We start from the raw sequence: 15978 nt of genomic DNA, 5'->3' as shown, positions 1-15978 counted from the left end.
CGGCGGGGGGGGGGGGGGGGGGGGCCGGGGGGGGGGGGGGGGGCCCCCCCCCCCCCCCGGGGCGCGCTCCCGCGCGTGGGCGGGGGGGGCGGGGCCGTGCGGGGGGGGGGGGGGCCGGCCCCCCCCCCCCACCGCCGGAGGATCGTGCGCTCAGCTGATCCAGCGGGTGATCGGGTCGATCGCGAAGTAGAGCAGGAAGAGACCCGCGACGATCCACATCAGCGGGTGGACCTGACCGGCCTTGCCGCGCACCACCTTGATGAGCACGAACGTCACGAAGCCCGCCCCGATGCCGACGGTGATCGAGTAGGTGAACGGCATCAGCGCGATCGTGAGGAAGGCCGGGATCGCGAGCTCGATGTCCTTCCACGGGATGTCGAGCACCTGCTGCATCATCAGGAAGCCGACGAGGACGAGCGCCGGGACGGCCGCCTCGTTGGGGATGTGCGCAACCACGGGCGAGAAGATCGTCGCCAGCAGGAACAGCACGCCAGTGACGATGGCCGCCAGACCGGTGCGGGCGCCGTCTCCGACACCGGACGCCGACTCGACGTACGCCGTGTTGCTGGAGACGCTGGCAGCACCGCCGGCGACCGCGCCGAGGGAGTCGACGACCAGGATCCGCTGGGCGTTCTCGGGGATGCCCTCCTCGTCGTTGAGGTCGGCCTCGGCACCGATCGCCGTCATGGTCCCCATGGTGTCGAAGAAGTCGGCGAGCAGCAGCGTGAAGATCAGCAGCGCTGCGGTGACGAGACCGACCTGCTCGAACGACCCGAGCAGCGAGAAGTTGCCGAGCAACGAGAAGTCAGGGACGTCGATGAACGAGTCCGGCATGCTCGGGACGTTGAGGTTCCAGCCCTTGGAGGTGGCGTCCCCGCCCGAGGCGCCGGTGTCGGTGATGGCCTCCACGACCACCGCGAGGACCGTCGTGATCAGGATGCCGAGCAGGATCGCGCCGTGGACGCCTCGCGCGTACAGGGCGATCATCAGGAGCAGGCCGATGCAGAAGACCAGGACCGGCCAGCCCGAGAGGGTCCCGCCGACGCCGAGGCCGATCGGGGGCGAGGCGTTGCCGGTCGTCCGGACGACACCGGCGTTGACCAGACCGACGAGCGCGATGAACAGGCCGATGCCGACCGAGATCGCCGTCTTCAGCGGGAGAGGGACGGCGTCGAAGACCGCCTTCCGGAAGCCCGTCAGGACGAGCACCAAGATGATGACGCCCTCGATGACCACGAGGCCCATGGCGTCGGCCCACGTCATCTGGCTGGCGATCGAGTAGGCGACGAACGCGTTCAGGCCGAGCCCGGCCGCCATCGCGAGCGGGAAGTTGGCGACGGCGCCCATGAGGATGCTCATCACGCCGGCGACGAGGGCGGTGCCGGCCGCGACCAGCGCGAACGCCTCACCCTGGGTGCCGCCACCGAGGTAGTTGCCCTCGGCGTCCTGAACCCCGGCGATGATGATGGGGTTGAGGACGATGATGTAGGCCATCGTGAAGAAGGTGACGACGCCGCCGCGGATCTCGCGGCCGACGCTCGACCCTCTCTGCGAGATCTTGAAGAACCGGTCCAAGGATCCAACTGATCCGGTCTCGGTCTGGGTGGACATGAGGCTCCTGACGGTACGAAGTAGGACGGTTCCCCCAGGGGGGTACTGTAAAGGCGTGGCTTCAGGCAAGCGAAAGCTGACACCGGACACGTCTTCGAAGCGTGGCCGTGGTCACAACGTGTCCCGCAGGGCCGGTAGCCGCCGCGCAGATCGTGCCGTGTCGCAGGCGCCGGCCGCAACCCCCTCGGCGCCCCCGGCGCCCGAGCCGACACCCGCACCCGTTCCCGCGCCCGTGTCCGCACCGCGCGAGGAGCGTGCACCGGCACCGCGTCGCCGCGCGCACGGCCTCGACAAGCCCGAGGTCACCGAGCTCGAGATCGGCAGCACGGTCCACAAGGTCGTGCCCGACCCGAAGCCGCTGGACGTCGACGGCATCCGCACGATGACCGTGGGTTCTCTCCTCTGGCTCGCCGTCCTGCTCGGGCTGCTCCCGTTCCTCGGGACGTTGCAGCGCAACGGTGACGTGTGGTGGCTGTGGACCTGCCTGGCAGGTTTCGGCCTGGGCCTCATCGGTGTCGAGTACTGCCGCCGCCGCAAGGCCGCGCTCGAGGCCGAGGACGACGCGGAAGAGACGTCCTGACGCCCCTCCCCTGACATGCCGAAGGGCCGCCCTCGAACCCGAGGGCGGCCCTTCGTACGCGTGGGTCAGGCCACGGTCTCCGGCTCCCGCACTGAGTCGGCGCTCGCGTCGTCGTGCTTGCGGACCGTGGTCCGCAGCGGGACCTCCTTGATGAACGCGACCGCGATGAGCGCGACGACCGCGACGCCTGCGGCGATCAGGAAGATCTCTCCCGTCGCGTCGCCGTAGGCCAACCGGACGACGTGGGCGACCGGCTCCGGCATGTTGGCGAGGTCGAGGGTGCCACCCCCGGCGGACCCCGACATGGGGATGCCGAGCTGCCGCAGACCGGCGGTGATCTTCTCCTTGACGCTCGCCGCGAGGACGGCGCCGAGCACCGAGACACCGATGGTGCCGCCGAGCGAGCGGAAGAACGAGACGGCGCCGGACGTCATCCCGACCTCGGTGACGTCCACCGTGTTCTGGACGGCGAGGACGAGGTTCTGCATGAGCATGCCCAGGCCGAGACCCATCAGGGTCATGAAGATCCACATCTGCCACAGCGGCGTCGCGTGGTCGATGGTGCCGAGCAGCCCGAGGCCGCCGATCAGCAGCGCAGCGCCGGAGACGAGGAAGACCTTCCACTTCCCGTGGCGGGCGATGAGCTGGCCGGAGCCGATCGTGCCCACGAGCGAGCCGAGCATGATCGGGATGGTGATGAGACCGGCCTCGGTCGGCGAGTAGCTGCGCGCGACCTGGAGGTACTGCCCGAGGAAGACCGAGCTGCCGAACATGCCGATGCCGACGGCGATGCTCGCGACGATGGCGAGGGTCGTGGTGCGGTCCTTGAACACCTTCAGAGGTACCAGCGGCTCGCGGACCTTCGACTCGACGAGGACGAAGGCGAGGGCCGCCACGACGGTGCCGCCGACGAAGAGGGCACTCTGCCACGAGACCCACGCGTACGAGCTGCCGGCGAAGGTGACCCACAGCAGCGGGAGGCTGGCGGCGATGGCGATGAGGATCGCACCGGCGTAGTCGACGCTCACGTCCTTCACGAGCGTCGGCAGCTTGAGGTAGCGCTGGAGCACCACGAGGCTGACGACGGCGAAGGGCACGCACACGAAGAAGGTCCAGCGCCAGCCGAGGGCGGAGTCGACGATCACACCGCCGACGAGCGGGCCGCTCACGGTGGCGAGCGTCATCACGGCGCCCATGTAGCCGTTGTAGCGGCCACGCTCGCGCGGCGGGATGATCGAGGCGATGATCGCCTGGGCGAGCGCCGTCAGGCCGCCCATCGCGAGCCCCTGGAGACCGCGTGCCACGAGCAGCGTCGGGACGTCGTGGGCGAAGCCCGCCATCACCGACCCGACGACGAAGGCGATCAAGGCGATCTGGACCAGGAGCTTCTTGTTGAGCAGGTCCGACAGCTTCGCCCAGATCGGCGTGCTGACCGTCATCGCCAGAAGCGAGGTCGTGACGACCCAGGTGTACTGCGACTGGGTGCCCTCCAGGTCCCCGATGATCGTCGGGAGCGCGTTGGCCACGATCGTGCTGCTGAGCATGGCGGTGAAGAGCGCGGCCAGCAGGCCGACCATCACCTCCATGATGGCGCGGTGGTCGAGCTCGTCGTGGCTCTGAGGTGGAGCGGTGGTCACGAGGCGAGGTTCCTCTCGTTCGTACGGTCGAGGGTCGTGACGGTGGGGGCCGCCACGACCGGGTCAAGGGGGAGGTGGTCGAGGTACCGGTCGCGTTCACGGGCCAGTCGGTCGGCGAGCGCGCTGATCAGCTCTGCCGTCCGCGCGGTCTCGGCCTCGTCCCAGTCCGAGAGCGCCGACTGGAGCACGCCGACATAGCGCTGCGTGACCTGCTCGAGACGCGCCCTGCCGAGCTCGGACAGCCGGATCAGACCCACACGGGCGTCGGCGGGATCGCTGTGCCGCTCGACGAGGCCGTCCTGCTCGAGCGCCGCGACCTGACGGCTGATGACCGACGCCGTCACGCACTGAGCTTCGGCGAGGTCGCTCACGCGCTGCTCACCGTGGCGCTGAAGGCGCCGCAGGACGGTGAGGTCGCTGCCGCGCATGCCGATCGCGTTCTCCCACCGGTGGCTGGACGAGCGGAGCACGCGGCTCAGCTTCCCGAGGACGCCGACCATCCGTTCCGCGGTCTCGGTCGTGAGCATGCGTGGGTCACCTCGACGTTCTTAGTTGGTTTTGCTACGCAACCATAATCCGGATGCTTTCAGCACGCAACTAAATTGGTGCGGGGTTCGTCACAGCGCCCGTCCGGGCAGGAGGAGGAAGGAAAGGGTCAGACGGGCTCGGCGTCAGCCACGTCGTCCACGGTGACGGTGTCGTGGACGGGCGTCGGCAGCGCGGCCGAGGCGCGAGACACCCGGGCCTCCGAGTGGGCCCCGCAGCCGTGGTCGAACGACACGACCTTGCCGTCGTCGTTGGCCATTGCGTTCGCGCACACCCCGAAGAGCGTGCCGAGCGGAGGGCTCAGCCAGACCATGAAGCCGCAGGTACGGCAGGGCGCCGGCGCCTGCTGGGCGAGGGACGTGTCGGGGCCGTGCGCACCGTCGTACCACCGCTGAGCGGCGGCGTCGCGGCCCTCGAGCGAGAGCACCTCGACGCGACCGAGACCGACCTCGTCCGCGATCGGGCGTACGGAGGTGGGGTCGACCTCGGCGTCAACCGCGTCGTCGCCGACGAACCACGCCGGCGCGAGCCGGGGATCGTTCTCCTCCGGAGGCAGCAGGTCGCCCGGGTTCATGTCGCCAGAGCGCACACGGTCCTTGTACGGGGTCCACGGCGGCGCGATGATCGCGTCCTCGCCGGGCAGGAGGACGACCTCGTCGACGGTGACCCTCTTCTGGCGCAGCGCGCGGGCGACCGTCACCGACCAGTGCCAGCCCCGGTAGCCGGGGAGCGCGGTCGCGAAGAGGTGCGTCACCACACGGTCACCCTCGGCGCGCACGCCGAGGTGCTCCCCCACCGAGGACTCGCCCACCTCGTCGACGAGCGCAGCCCGCGCCACGTCGACGGCACCCGCAGCGACCGCGTCCAGCTTCGGCGCGCGAGCCGAGGACACACGAGTGGTCGCAGAACGAGGGGCAGACATACAACCATTCTTCCGTACGCGGCAAGCCGTGGCCACGCAGGGTCACGACCTTCCGATCAGGTCGAGAGCTCGTCGGCGAGGGCCCTCAGCAGGGCCGCCGTCTGCTTGGCCGTACGACCCTCCGGGTGACGCCCCGCACGGTAGGTGCCGCTCAGCTGGTCGAGGAGGCGGATGGTGTCCTCGACGATGACGACCATGTCCTCGGCGGGCTTGCGACGCGCCTTCGCCTGCTGCTTCGACACCGAGGGCGTCGGGTCGAGGAGGCGGACCTGCAGTGCCTGGTCGCCGCGCCGTCCCGCGACGATGCCGAACTCCACGCGCGTGCCGGGCTTGAGGGTGGTCGCCCCCGCCGGCAGCGCGTCGGCACGGACGAAGACGTCCTCACCGCCGTCTCGGCTGAGGAACCCGAATCCCTTCTCCGGGTCGTACCACTTCACCTTGCCAACAGGCACGGGGATGACCTTTCGTCGCACGTTGGGCGGCGGCGCCGCGGGGACCAGGCCCAGACTAGGACACGCCCGCGACCGGCCACACCAGGTCCAGGCGTCCCACCAGCTCGTCGAGCGAGTCGACCACGAGCGCGGCGCCGGCGTCGGCGAGCTCGCGCGGCGAGCAGGGCCCGGTCGCGACACCGACACCGGGGATCGAGGCGAGCGAGGCCGCCTCCATGTCGTGCACGTGGTCACCGACGTACGCGACCGCGCCGAGGTCGCGGAGCGCGTCGGCCTTCCCGCTGCGCCACGCCCGGCCCCGGACGTCGTCGACGACGAGGCCGAGGTGCTCGAGGTGGCGGCGGGCGTCGGGGCCGTTCTTGGCGGTGACGACCGCCGTACGTCCGCCGCGCGCATGCACGGCGTCGAACACCGCACGGGCGCCGGGCAGCGCGGTCACGCGCGCGACCGCGATGTCGGCGTACAGCGACCGGTAGAGGTCGGCCACGGAGGGGACCGCGGCCGCAGGGAACCAGTGCGCGAGCTCGGTCTCGAGCGGCGGGCCGAGCCGCGACACGACGAGGTCGGAGTCGATCGCGACACCGGTGCGAGCCGCGAGCTCCTCCATGACGGCCTTGATCCCCGGACGCGAGTCGATCAGCGTCATGTCGAGGTCGAAACCGACCAGCGGGGTGGTCCCGAGATCATGAGTGGGCACCCCCGCAGGTTACGTGCAGCGTCGGGTCAGGAAGAGGACTTCTCTTCTCGTACTGCACGCTCGGTCGTGCTGGCCGTCGCGCGACGGAGCGCGACGAGCTGAGCAATCCGGAGCCGTGCGGCTCGCCTGTGGCGTTCGGCAAGATCGATGTGCGACATCAGTGCCCCCTACACCTCGTGTCGTACCTTGTGACCACTGTAGACGCCCGTGGTACTCAGAATGTTTCCGTTCTGGGGTAACGGTTGCGTAACAGTGGGTGACACATTAGGGAGGTCGCCGCTCACTGGGCCAGCCTCCGCGTGAGCGGCACGTGCCCTCGGGTGACCAGCGCCGATGCCGCTGCAGCGACCAGAGGGACGACCACGACGATCGTCGCGAGGATCCCCCACGGGATGTCGATGACCGGTCCCGCGTCCTCGGCGAGCGGGGACCCTACCCACCTGTCCGACGTCAACGGCCAGGTGGCGGCGAGGCCCGGCGCGAACCCGACCGCGACCCCCATCGCGGCGCCGAGGACACCGAGGACCACCGCCTGCGCAGCGGCGACCGTTCGGCGCGTGGCGGGGCCGGCCCCGACCGCGGCGAGCGTCGCCAGGTCCGGCCTCGCATCGACGAGCGCGAGGCCGGTCGCGCTCAGTGTCCCGACGAGCACCGCGAGCCCGCCGGCCCCGACGAGCAGGAGCAGCTGGAGAGTGAACGTCTCCTGGAACCCGCGCTCGGTGTGCAGGCCCTGGTGGCCCGGCAGGTCGCGCAGCGCCGCACGCACCTGGCGAAGCTGCTCGGCGCTCAGCGCCTCGCCGGCGACCGCCCTGACCCGCTCGTACGGGATGCCCTGCGCGCGTGCCGTCTCGGGCGAGATCACCGCCCTCGCCACCGTGGGCTCTGGCCCTTGAGGCACCGGACCCATGCCCAGCTCGGCGACCTGCCCGTCGAGGACCACGTCTCGGGAGGTGGTCTCACCGTCCGACTCCTCGTCGACCGTGAGCCTCAGGCGACCGTCCGCGTCGCGCGCGGACGGGCTGACGAGAGCCTGGCCCGAGCGGAGTGCGTCGGCCTGTGACGGCGAGAGCTCGACACCCCAGGCCGCGAGCTCGTCCGGCGTCGCGACGGCGACCTGCGTCAGTCCCGCCCACTCGTCGTCTCGGCCGGACTCGACCCAGACGTGCGCGAAGCGCCCGTCACCGCCCTCGATCTGCTCCGCCCCTGCGGATCCGAGCGGTGTGAAGGACACGCCGGCGGCTCGACCTGCCGCCTCTCCCGCGTCGTCGACCCCGGAGGTGAACTCGCTGAGGACCGTCGTGCCAGGCGGGTAGGAGAACGTGTACTCGCGGCGGTTCTGCTCGAAGTCGCTCGCCCCGGCGATCGCCAGCGCGGTGATCCCGGCGACCGTCGCCATCACCGCGGCCACCGCGGGGGTGCTGCGGGCACGCTGGCGCGTCGTGTCACGTACGGCGAGGCGCAGCGGCAGCGGCAGGGCCCCACCGAGCCGGCCGACCCCGGCGAGCACGAGCGGCGTCAGGAAGACCGTGCCCAGGACGACGGCGATCGTCCCGACGGCGACGGCGGTCTCCCCACCGGGCCGGACGCCGCGCGTGAAGCAGAGAGCCAGTCCGACGACCACGAGCGCCACGCCGACGAGCGGCCAGCCGTTGCGCCGACCCGGCCTGCTCGGACGACCCGCGAGCGCCGCGCTCACCTCCTGGTTCGCGACCTGGCGCGCCGGGACGAGCGCCGCCAGGAAGGCCGCGACTGCTCCGAGGAGCACCGCGGCCACGACGGCCGACCACATGACGTCGAACGGACCGAACGCCTCGTTGTCGAACCACCGAGGGATCAGCGCGACGACCGCCGGCGAGAGGGCGAGGCCGAGCACCGCCCCGAGGGCTCCTGCCCCGAGTCCGAGCAGCAGGGCCTGCGCGAGGACCGCGCGCCGGACGTCCGCGGGCCCTCCGCCGGCCGCGGCCAGGAGCGCGAGGTCGCGGCGCTGGCGGCGCACGCCGACCGCGAAGGCGGGGCCCGCCAGCAGGACGACCTGGAGCACGATCGCGGTGACGACGATCGCGAGGACCTCGCGCGCGGCGTCGTCCCGATCCCACCCGACGAGCTCGGCGTACTGCTCCGACTTCGGCGGCGGGTTCTCGACGACCGACCGCGAGACGACCATGAAGCCGAGACCGTTCAGCCGTTTGACGTCGTCCCACGTGACGGGCGCGTCCTGGACGACCAGGTAGTCGGTGGACGCTCCCGCGTCGAGCAGCCCGGATCCCGGCATCGTGACGAGCGAGTGACGACCCGGCGAGGCGGCGACGGACTCGTACGTCCCGATGCCCACGACCTCCCGCTCTGAGCCGCCGAGCGTGACGGTGTCGCCGGTCTCGATGTCGCCGTCGGCCAGGCCAGGGCTGAGCACGACCTCGTCGACGGTCCGGGGGAGGTCGCCGTCCGAGAGCATGACGAGTCCCTCGGTCGCGGGCTCTGCCGCGTCCACCTCGAGGACGTCCACCGCGCCGAGGGCTCGCGAGACCACCGCGCGCCCCGAGCGCACAGGGACGAGGGTTGCCTCGGGAAGCACCTCCTGCAGGGCGCTCGCGGGAGGACGCTCCTGACCCCACGGACTGTCACCAGCCCCCGTGCCGCCTGCGATGCCGTCGGGGTCCTGCGAGACCGCTCCCGCGCCGCCCCAGGACACGCGCGCCGCTGCCTGGCCGACGGTGGCCGGCAGGTTCTCCTCGGCGGAGACGTCACCTGTCGCGATCACCGTCGTGAGGACGACGACGATCATCACCGGCACGCCGACCATCGCGGCGACCAGGGCGCTGCGGCCCTTCGACCGTCGGGCGTCACGACGCGCCATGCGCAGCGCAAGCCTCCAGCGAGCGACTCCGGTGCTCATGCGGACGCCACCTCGCCGAGGCCGACCGAGGGGGCGTCGGCGTCACCGGAGTCGACGACGAGGCCGTCGCGCAGGAAGACGACCCGGTCGGCCCATGCCGCGTGCCGGGGCTCGTGGGTCACGAGGAGCCCGCCGGCGCCGGCGTCGATCCGGCGGCGGAGCACTGCGAGCACCTCCTCGCCGGTCTCGGAGTCGAGAGCACCCGTCGGCTCGTCGGCCAGCAGGACGCGGCGGGGACCGACGAGGGCCCGCGCGATCGCGACACGCTGCTGCTGGCCGCCCGACATGTCGTCGGGGAACCTGTCGGCGGCGTCGCGCATGCCGACGTCGTCGAGTGAGCGCAGCGCGTCCTCCCGGGCGTCCCGCGCACGGGTCCCGTCGAGCTCCAGCGGGAGCGCGACGTTCTCCGCGGCGGTGAGCGTCGGGATGAGGTTGAGGTCCTGGAAGACGTACCCGAGGCGGCGGCGACGGACCTGTGCGAGAGCGCTGCGCGAGTACGACCCCAACGCGACCCCCTCGACGACGACGTCGCCGCTGGTCGGCGCGTCCAGGCCGCCGGCGAGGTTGAGCAGCGTCGACTTGCCCGATCCCGACGGTCCCATCACGGCGACGAGCTCACCGGCACGCAACGTCAGGTCGACCCCGCGCAGCGCGTGGACGGCGGTCGGGCCCTCCCCGTGCGTACGGTGCACGTCCCGCAGCGCGAGCAGGATCTCGGGGTCGTGGGGTGCGGTCATCACTCTGTCTCCTCTGCGGCGGCGGGGGTCGTACGGCGTCGGGCCCGGCGGATCCGGGACTCCATGTGGTCGAGCCAGCGCACCTGCGCCTCGGTCGCGAAGATCGAGCGCTCGAGGACGAGCTCGCGGGGGAGGTCGTCCTCGGCGAGGGCCTCGCGCTTGTGGCGGGTGAGCGCCTGGAGGTGGCGCAAGGAGTCGGCGCGCTGGGTCTGGACGACCGACGCGACGTCGACGTCCGAGAGCGTGATGCCGAGCGCGACCTTGATCGTGAGCTCGTCACGCGGGGCGGAGTCCGGCGACACCGACGAGGCGAACCACTCCCCCACGGCGGTGCGGCCGTCGGGAGTGAGCCGGTAGGTGATCCGGCCTTCCTCGTCGGGCTCGCCGTCGGCCTCCACGAGCCCGTCGCGCTGCAAGCGCCCCAGGGTCGTGTAGACCTGCCCGACGTTGAGCGGCCACGTCCCCGCGGTGCGGCGCTCGAACTCTGCGCGCAGCTGCGCGCCGTACATCGGCTGCTCAGAGAGCAGCGCGAGCAGTCCTTGCCGGATCGACATCCGCACCCCTATACCGAGTATTCATCCAGGTAGAGAGATGTATACCGGGTATATGCCCGCCTCCGCAACCCTCTCGAGGTTTCCCACGCCAACGCAGGAAACCCCGGTTGGCGCGGCTTGCAAGCCGCGCCAACCGGGGTTTGCCCCGCCAGCGTGGGAAACCGCAGGTGCGCGGACCCGGGGTGGGGAGGGGGTGAACGGAGTGCGTCAGGCCGCGGCCTGCGCCCCCTGGGTCGCCGGCTCGAGGGCCTGCGCGACGATCTCGGCCACGTCGGTCATCGGACGGACGTCGATCGCCTCGAGCACCTCGGCGGGCACCTCGTCGAGGTCGGGCTCGTTACGGTACGGGACGAACACGGTCGTGAGCCCCGCCCGCTGGGCGGCGAGCAGCTTCTGCTTCACCCCGCCGATCGGAAGGACCCGGCCGTTCAGGGTGACCTCGCCGGTCATGCCCACCTCGGATCGGACCTTGCGACCGGTCGCTGCCGAGACGAGCGCGGTCACCATCGTCACGCCGGCCGACGGGCCGTCCTTGGGGATGGCGCCGGCCGGGACGTGGATGTGGACGTGGTGGTCGAAGAACGCCGGGTCGACCCCGAGCGCCTCAGCGTGCGAGCGGACGTAGGAGTGCGCGATCTGCGCCGACTCCTTCATCACGTCACCGAGCTGACCGGTGAGAGTGATCCCCGGCTTGCCGTCGGTCGGCGTCGCCTCGATGTAGAGGACGTCGCCGCCGAACCCGGTGACCGCCAGCCCGGTCGCGACGCCCGGCACCGCCGTACGCTCGTCCGACTCCGGGGTGAACCGGGGACGGCCGAGGTACTCCTTGAGGTCCGGCTCGTCGACCACGACGGTCTCCTGACCCGTGGCGCCGGCGAGCTTGGTCGCCACCTTGCGCAGGATCTTGGCGAGCAGCCGCTCCAGCTGGCGTACGCCCGGCTCGCGGGTGTAGTCGGCGACGATCTTGGCCAGCGCCGCGTCGGTCAAGGAGACCTCGTCGGCGTCGAGGGCCGCGCGCTCCAGCTGGCGGGGCCAGAGGAAGTCGCGGGCGATCGCGGCCTTGTCGTCAGCGGTGTAGCCGTCGAGGGTCACCAGCTCCATGCGGTCGAGCAGCGCCTGCGGGATCTGCTCCACGACGTTGGCGGTCGCGAGGAACAGCACGTCGGAGAGGTCCAGGTCGAGATCGAGGTAGTGGTCGCGGAACGTGTGGTTCTGCGCCGGGTCGAGCACCTCGAGCAGGGCCGCCGCCGGGTCGCCCCGGAAGTCGGCGCCGAGCTTGTCGACCTCGTCGAGAAGGACGACGGGGTTCATCGAGCCGGCCTCGTTGATCGCACGGACCACACGTCCGGGGAGCGCGCCGACGTACGTACGGCGGTGGCCGCGGATCTCGGCCTCGTCGCGCACGCCGCCCAGGGCGACGCGGACGAACTTCCGTCCGAGGGCGCGGGCGACCGACTCGCCGAGCGAGGTCTTGCCGACTCCCGGCGGCCCGGCGAGCACCATGACGGCACCCGACCCGCGTCCGCCGACGACCTGCAGACCGCGCTGGGCGCGGCGCGCACGGACGGCGAGGTACTCGACGATGCGGTCCTTCACGTCGTCGAGGCCGTGGTGGTCGGCGTCGAGCACCGCGCGGGCGCCGTCGACGTCGTCGTTGTCGTCTGTCTTCACGTTCCACGGGATGTCGAGGACCGTGTCGAGCCAGGTCCGGATGTAGCCGGTCTCCGGGTTCTGCTCCGAGGAGCGCTCGAGCTTGTCGACCTCGCGCAGGGCAGCGGTACGGACGTCCTCGGGGAGGTCGGCGGCCTCGACGCGTTCGCGGTAGGAGTCGGCGCCGTCGGGCTCGTCCTCGCCGAGCTCCTTGCGGATCGCGGCGAGCTGCTGGCGGAGCAGGAACTCGCGCTGGGTCTTGTCCATGCCCTCACGGACGTCCTCGGCGATCTTCTCGGCCAGGTCGGCCTCGGCGATCACGTCCTTCGTCCAGCCGAGGAGCGTCTCGAGCCGCTCGGCCGTGCTGGGCGTCTCCAGGAGCTGGCGCTTCTGGACGTCGGTGAAGTAGGGGGCGTACCCGGCCATGTCGGCGAGCGTCGACGGCTCGGTGACCTTGTTGACCATGTCGACGACCTGCCACGCGTCGCGGCGCTGCAGGTTGGCGATCACGAGGGACTTGTACTCCTTCGCGAGCTCGGGGATGCGCGGGTCGTCGAGATCCTCGTCGACCTCCTCGGCCTCCACCCACAGAGCGGCACCGGGACCGGTCACGCCGGTCCCGATACGCGCGCGGCGGTGGGCCTTGAGGACGGCAGCGGACTCCCCCGTCTGCGTCCGGCCGATCTGGACGATCTCGGCCACGACGCCGTACGAGGCGTAGCGGTCCTCGAGACGCGGGGCGACCAGGAGGTGGTCGTCGGAGCTCGCACGCGCGGCATCGACCGCGGCACGGGCAGCCTCGTCGAGCTCGATCGGCACGACCATCCCGGGAAGAAGGACAGGCTCGGTCAAGAAAAGGACGGGCAGCTGCTGGGGGGCGTGAGCCTCAGTCATGAGCAACCTTTCAAAGTTGAGCGTGCCCTACTCAACTTCGATGAGGCTCGGCTTGTTCCCCCTCTGGGCCGGATCCCGTTCGCCGCGGGCGAACACGCTGCCGCTCCGGGGTCGGCGGCGGCAGCTCGACGCGGCGCCGCTCCTGCGGGTGCCCGAACGCGACCCGGATCGACTCGAACCCCTTGTGGCGCTGGGCCTTCGCGTAGTCGGAGTACGCGCGCTGGTCGGCCTTGGTCAGGCTCACGTTGTCGGTGAACGGCGTCAGGAGGGCCCGCGGGTAGAGCCGCTTGGTGCGGACCACGTTGATCTGAACCCCGATCATGGCCATCACCGCGCCGATGTAGATGAGGCCCATCATCCCGAGGACCACGGCGAAGATCTGGTTGAGGTTGCTCGACCGGGCGATCACGTTCTGGACGTACGCCGTGCCGGCGAGCTGGAGGCCCTGCCAGAGGATCGCGACGGCGAACGCGCCGGGCGCCGCCGCCCTGAAGCTGTGCTTGCGCGCCGAGGCCATGAGGAAGAGAACGGTGAAGGCCAGCCCGCTCAGGATGAACGTCCCTCCGCGGGCCGCCCATCCGGCCCACCGGTGCTCGTCGGAGAACCACGGGCTCGTGGACAGGAAGGCGGTCAGGCCGGCGATGACGAGGATCGCGAAACCGGCGAAGCCCAGCATGACCAGGCTGCGTCCCCGCCCCACGAACGGGTTGGGTCGCGAGTTGCGCGGAACCGCCCAGGCGACGTTCATCGCGTACTGCGAGGACTGGCCGAGCCCGAGCACTCCGTAGAGCGCGACCAGGGCACCGAAGATGACGGCCGCCGTCGATCCGTGCAGCCCCTCGGTGCTCTCGATCTGGTCGCTGATGATCGGGAAGCTGCCGACCGCCGTGTCGAGCAGCTGCTCGCGCAACGCCTGGTCGTTCTGGAGGAAGAAGCCCAGGACGCTCGAGCCGATGAGGAGCAGGGGGAAGATCGCCACGAACGCGTAGTAGGTGACGGCGGCAGCCAGGTAGTTGCTGGAGTCGTCGAAGAACTTGTAGACGACGGCGATGGGAAATCCGACGAACGGGTGAGTCCGCTGGAAGCGGTCGATCCGGTCGGCGACTGACACCCCGCAAAACTACCCGCTCCCGGGATCGCATGGGTTGACACCACGCGCCCGTGCCCGCTAGGAAGCCGGCGCGCAGGTGCAGAGGCAGAAGGGATGCCCGGCCGGGTCGGCGTAGACGCGGAAGTCGCGGGCCTCGTCCACGCTCGGCGGGGTGAGCGGATCCAGCGGCCTCGCCCCGAGGGACAGCGCGAGCGCGTGCGGCTCCTCGTACCGGTCCACACGAAGGTCGAGGTGCGCCTGCTGCGGCGTCCCGTCGGGCCACCGGGGCGGCTGGTGGTGGGCCACCCGCTGGAACGCCAGGCCGGTGCCCGGACCGGTCAGCTCGACCCAGTCGTCGCTCGAACCGGCCGCCACCTCGGCGCCGAGCATCCCGCCGTAGAAGGCGGCGAGCTCCCACGGGTCGGGACAGTCGAGCACGTAGAGGCCGAGCGTGACGCCCGTGCCGGTCGTGGCGGTGGGGGCGCTCATGCGACGCACCCCATCGCGCGTACGGGACGGGACCCGAGGGCCGCCGAGCTCCGGTGCGCCGTGCGCGGCTCGACCGCCGACGACGGCACGCTCGGGCGGCGGCGGTCGCGGCGCTCCAGGAGGTCCTTCGTGATCAGGTACGAGGCCCAGGGATGCATGACTCCTCCTCGGTCGGGTCAGCCGTAACTTGCGAACACACTTTGCCAGTTACGGCTTCAGGGCGCAACCAGCTATCCCACTACACTGGTTTCGTGTTCCCGTACGCAGATCTCGGCACCGACCCCGCCGACCGGGTGGTCGCCTTCCTGAACACCCTCGACGTCGAGGAGGGCACCGACGACCTCGAGTCGGTCGCGACCTACGCCGCGTGGTCGGGACGCGAGCAGACCCGTACGACTCTCGCCGAGGCTCGCGAGCTCCGCGCACGGCTGCGCGCACGCGCCGGCGGCGAGACGTCACCGGAGGCGATCGCGATCGCGATCGACGTGGTGCTCGGTGACGACGTCGCCCTCCGCGGCACCACGGTCAGCGCCGAGATCGCCGCCGCCGCCGCGCAGCTGGCGCTCGCGGGTCGCTTGGACCGCGTGAAGATCTGCCCTGCCGACGACTGCCGCTGGGCGTTCTACGACCGCTCGAAGAACCACTCGCGGCAGTGGTGCTCCATGGAGGTCTGCGGCAACCGCGCGAAGGTGCGCCAGCACCGCGAGCGCAGCCGCTCCTGAGTCAGCGCGCGCTCACCGTACGTGGGCGTGGCGCCGCACACCGGCGACGACCTGGTCGAAGCGCGCGCGGTCCAGCACCGCGCCCTCACGGCGCACCGCGGCGGGGTCGACGGTGACGAGGCGGTCGAGCCGCACCTCGCTGGGCCGACGCTGGCGGTCCCAGGAACCCGACCCGATGTCGAGCCAGTAGCGGCCCCACCGCGCCTCGTCCGCGGCGTCGCGGTCGTGGTCCTTGCTCGTCATCGTGACTCCGACCAGCGCGTCGCCGCGCCGGCCGACCAGCAGCACCGGCCGGTCCTTGCCCTGGCGGGGGTCGTCCTCGTACGGCACCCACGTCCACACGATCTCGCCCGGGTCGGGACGCCCGTCGGGCTTCGGGGCGTACTCCATCACCAGCCCCTGCGGGACCGACGGCGTACGGCGGGTGGGGGCCAGCGCCGAGGCGAGCCGACCGAGGAGATCACGAGTCCGAGACATGTCGTGAAGCGTAGTGCTCACCCGCTG

Annotated in this window: 16 protein-coding genes; 2 read left to right on the top strand and 14 right to left on the bottom strand. The window is 71.3% G+C overall.

Features of this window, described 5'->3' with window-relative positions; translation table 11 throughout:
• Positions 1-150: 150 nt before the first annotated feature.
• Positions 151-1611 carry an NCS2 family permease gene (locus tag NYZ95_RS02615; RefSeq protein ID WP_262848408.1) on the bottom strand — a complete coding sequence of 487 codons (1461 nt, stop codon included), beginning with the start codon at positions 1609-1611 and terminating at the stop codon, positions 151-153.
• Positions 1612-1843: 232 nt separating this feature from the next.
• Here NYZ95_RS02615 and NYZ95_RS20275 point away from each other — a divergent pair, with 232 nt between their 5' ends.
• Positions 1844-2191 carry a DUF2530 domain-containing protein gene (locus NYZ95_RS20275; RefSeq protein ID WP_262848406.1) on the top strand — a complete coding sequence of 116 codons (348 nt, stop codon included), beginning with the start codon at positions 1844-1846 and terminating at the stop codon, positions 2189-2191.
• Positions 2192-2256: 65 nt separating this feature from the next.
• Here the strand turns inward: NYZ95_RS20275 and NYZ95_RS02605 are convergent, their stop codons facing one another.
• The 12 genes from NYZ95_RS02605 to NYZ95_RS02550 all read right to left on the bottom strand — a co-directional run bounded on the left by NYZ95_RS02605 (position 2257) and on the right by NYZ95_RS02550 (position 14910).
• A complete protein-coding gene (locus NYZ95_RS02605; protein ID WP_262848404.1) occupies positions 2257-3828 on the bottom strand; it encodes an MFS transporter in 1572 nt (523 codons plus the stop codon).
• Positions 3825-4355: a MarR family winged helix-turn-helix transcriptional regulator gene (locus NYZ95_RS02600; protein WP_262848402.1), complete on the bottom strand. Its 531-nt coding sequence runs from the start codon at positions 4353-4355 to the stop codon at positions 3825-3827. Before NYZ95_RS02600 ends, NYZ95_RS02605 begins: the two co-directional genes overlap by 4 nt.
• 128 nt (positions 4356-4483) lie before the next feature.
• Positions 4484-5296 (bottom strand): DUF3027 domain-containing protein, encoded by an 813-nt coding sequence (locus NYZ95_RS02595; protein WP_262848400.1) that lies wholly within the window; start codon positions 5294-5296, stop codon positions 4484-4486.
• Between the two features lie 56 nt (positions 5297-5352).
• Entirely contained in the window at positions 5353-5748 is a 396-nt protein-coding gene (locus NYZ95_RS02590; RefSeq protein WP_262848398.1) for a cold shock domain-containing protein, read from the bottom strand.
• Between the two features lie 55 nt (positions 5749-5803).
• Entirely contained in the window at positions 5804-6445 is a 642-nt protein-coding gene (locus NYZ95_RS02585) for an HAD family hydrolase (RefSeq protein ID WP_262848396.1), read from the bottom strand.
• A gap of 280 nt (positions 6446-6725) precedes the next feature.
• A complete protein-coding gene (locus NYZ95_RS02580; protein ID WP_262848394.1) occupies positions 6726-9338 on the bottom strand; it encodes an FtsX-like permease family protein in 2613 nt (870 codons plus the stop codon).
• Complete coding sequence (locus NYZ95_RS02575; RefSeq protein WP_262848392.1) at positions 9335-10075, bottom strand: ABC transporter ATP-binding protein; 741 nt, start codon at positions 10073-10075, stop codon at positions 9335-9337. The genes NYZ95_RS02580 and NYZ95_RS02575 overlap by 4 nt, the downstream gene beginning before the upstream one ends.
• Positions 10075-10629, bottom strand: a complete 555-nt coding sequence (locus tag NYZ95_RS02570; RefSeq protein ID WP_262848390.1) for a PadR family transcriptional regulator — start codon at positions 10627-10629, stop codon at positions 10075-10077. Before NYZ95_RS02570 ends, NYZ95_RS02575 begins: the two co-directional genes overlap by 1 nt.
• A gap of 207 nt (positions 10630-10836) precedes the next feature.
• The gene (gene lon / locus NYZ95_RS02565) at positions 10837-13173 is read right to left on the bottom strand and encodes an endopeptidase La (RefSeq protein WP_262848388.1); all 2337 of its coding nucleotides are present in this window, start codon (positions 13171-13173) and stop codon (positions 10837-10839) included.
• A gap of 31 nt (positions 13174-13204) precedes the next feature.
• Entirely contained in the window at positions 13205-14284 is a 1080-nt protein-coding gene (locus NYZ95_RS02560) for a YihY/virulence factor BrkB family protein (RefSeq protein ID WP_262848386.1), read from the bottom strand.
• Positions 14285-14341: 57 nt separating this feature from the next.
• Positions 14342-14752, bottom strand: a complete 411-nt coding sequence (locus NYZ95_RS02555; protein ID WP_262848384.1) for a VOC family protein — start codon at positions 14750-14752, stop codon at positions 14342-14344.
• Positions 14749-14910, bottom strand: coding sequence for a hypothetical protein (locus NYZ95_RS02550; protein ID WP_262848382.1), 162 nt, complete (start codon positions 14908-14910; stop codon positions 14749-14751). The genes NYZ95_RS02555 and NYZ95_RS02550 overlap by 4 nt, the downstream gene beginning before the upstream one ends.
• Before the next feature lie 93 nt (positions 14911-15003).
• On the opposite strand from NYZ95_RS02550, the gene NYZ95_RS02545 reads away from it, so the two are divergent.
• Positions 15004-15474 (top strand): CGNR zinc finger domain-containing protein, encoded by a 471-nt coding sequence (locus NYZ95_RS02545; protein WP_262848380.1) that lies wholly within the window; start codon positions 15004-15006, stop codon positions 15472-15474.
• A 12-nt stretch (positions 15475-15486) separates the two neighbouring features.
• On the opposite strand, the gene NYZ95_RS02540 is transcribed toward NYZ95_RS02545, so the two are convergent.
• Positions 15487-15951: a type II toxin-antitoxin system PemK/MazF family toxin gene (locus tag NYZ95_RS02540; RefSeq protein ID WP_262848377.1), complete on the bottom strand. Its 465-nt coding sequence runs from the start codon at positions 15949-15951 to the stop codon at positions 15487-15489.
• Positions 15952-15978: the final 27 nt, after the last annotated feature.

This window comes from Mumia quercus (assembly GCF_025506335.1).
Lineage (GTDB): Bacteria > Actinomycetota > Actinomycetes > Propionibacteriales > Nocardioidaceae > Mumia > Mumia quercus.
Note: the sequence above shows the minus strand (reverse complement) of the source record. Positions and strands in the feature narration are given on the sequence as shown.

What these genes read in the sequence shown, in the direction of transcription:
- NYZ95_RS02600 (WP_262848402.1), bottom strand. Translation starts at nt 4,355, where the DNA reads ATGCTCACGACCGAGACCGCGGAACGGATGGTCGGCGTCCTCGGGAAG.
- NYZ95_RS02595 (WP_262848400.1), bottom strand. Translation starts at nt 5,296, where the DNA reads ATGTCTGCCCCTCGTTCTGCGACCACTCGTGTGTCCTCGGCTCGCGCG.
- NYZ95_RS02580 (WP_262848394.1), bottom strand. Translation starts at nt 9,338, where the DNA reads ATGAGCACCGGAGTCGCTCGCTGGAGGCTTGCGCTGCGCATGGCGCGT.
- lon (WP_262848388.1), bottom strand. Translation starts at nt 13,173, where the DNA reads ATGACTGAGGCTCACGCCCCCCAGCAGCTGCCCGTCCTTTTCTTGACC.
- NYZ95_RS02575 (WP_262848392.1), bottom strand. Translation starts at nt 10,075, where the DNA reads ATGACCGCACCCCACGACCCCGAGATCCTGCTCGCGCTGCGGGACGTG.
- NYZ95_RS02555 (WP_262848384.1), bottom strand. Translation starts at nt 14,752, where the DNA reads ATGAGCGCCCCCACCGCCACGACCGGCACGGGCGTCACGCTCGGCCTC.
- NYZ95_RS02550 (WP_262848382.1), bottom strand. Translation starts at nt 14,910, where the DNA reads ATGCATCCCTGGGCCTCGTACCTGATCACGAAGGACCTCCTGGAGCGC.
- NYZ95_RS02615 (WP_262848408.1), bottom strand. Translation starts at nt 1,611, where the DNA reads ATGTCCACCCAGACCGAGACCGGATCAGTTGGATCCTTGGACCGGTTC.
- NYZ95_RS02570 (WP_262848390.1), bottom strand. Translation starts at nt 10,629, where the DNA reads ATGTCGATCCGGCAAGGACTGCTCGCGCTGCTCTCTGAGCAGCCGATG.
- NYZ95_RS02540 (WP_262848377.1), bottom strand. Translation starts at nt 15,951, where the DNA reads ATGTCTCGGACTCGTGATCTCCTCGGTCGGCTCGCCTCGGCGCTGGCC.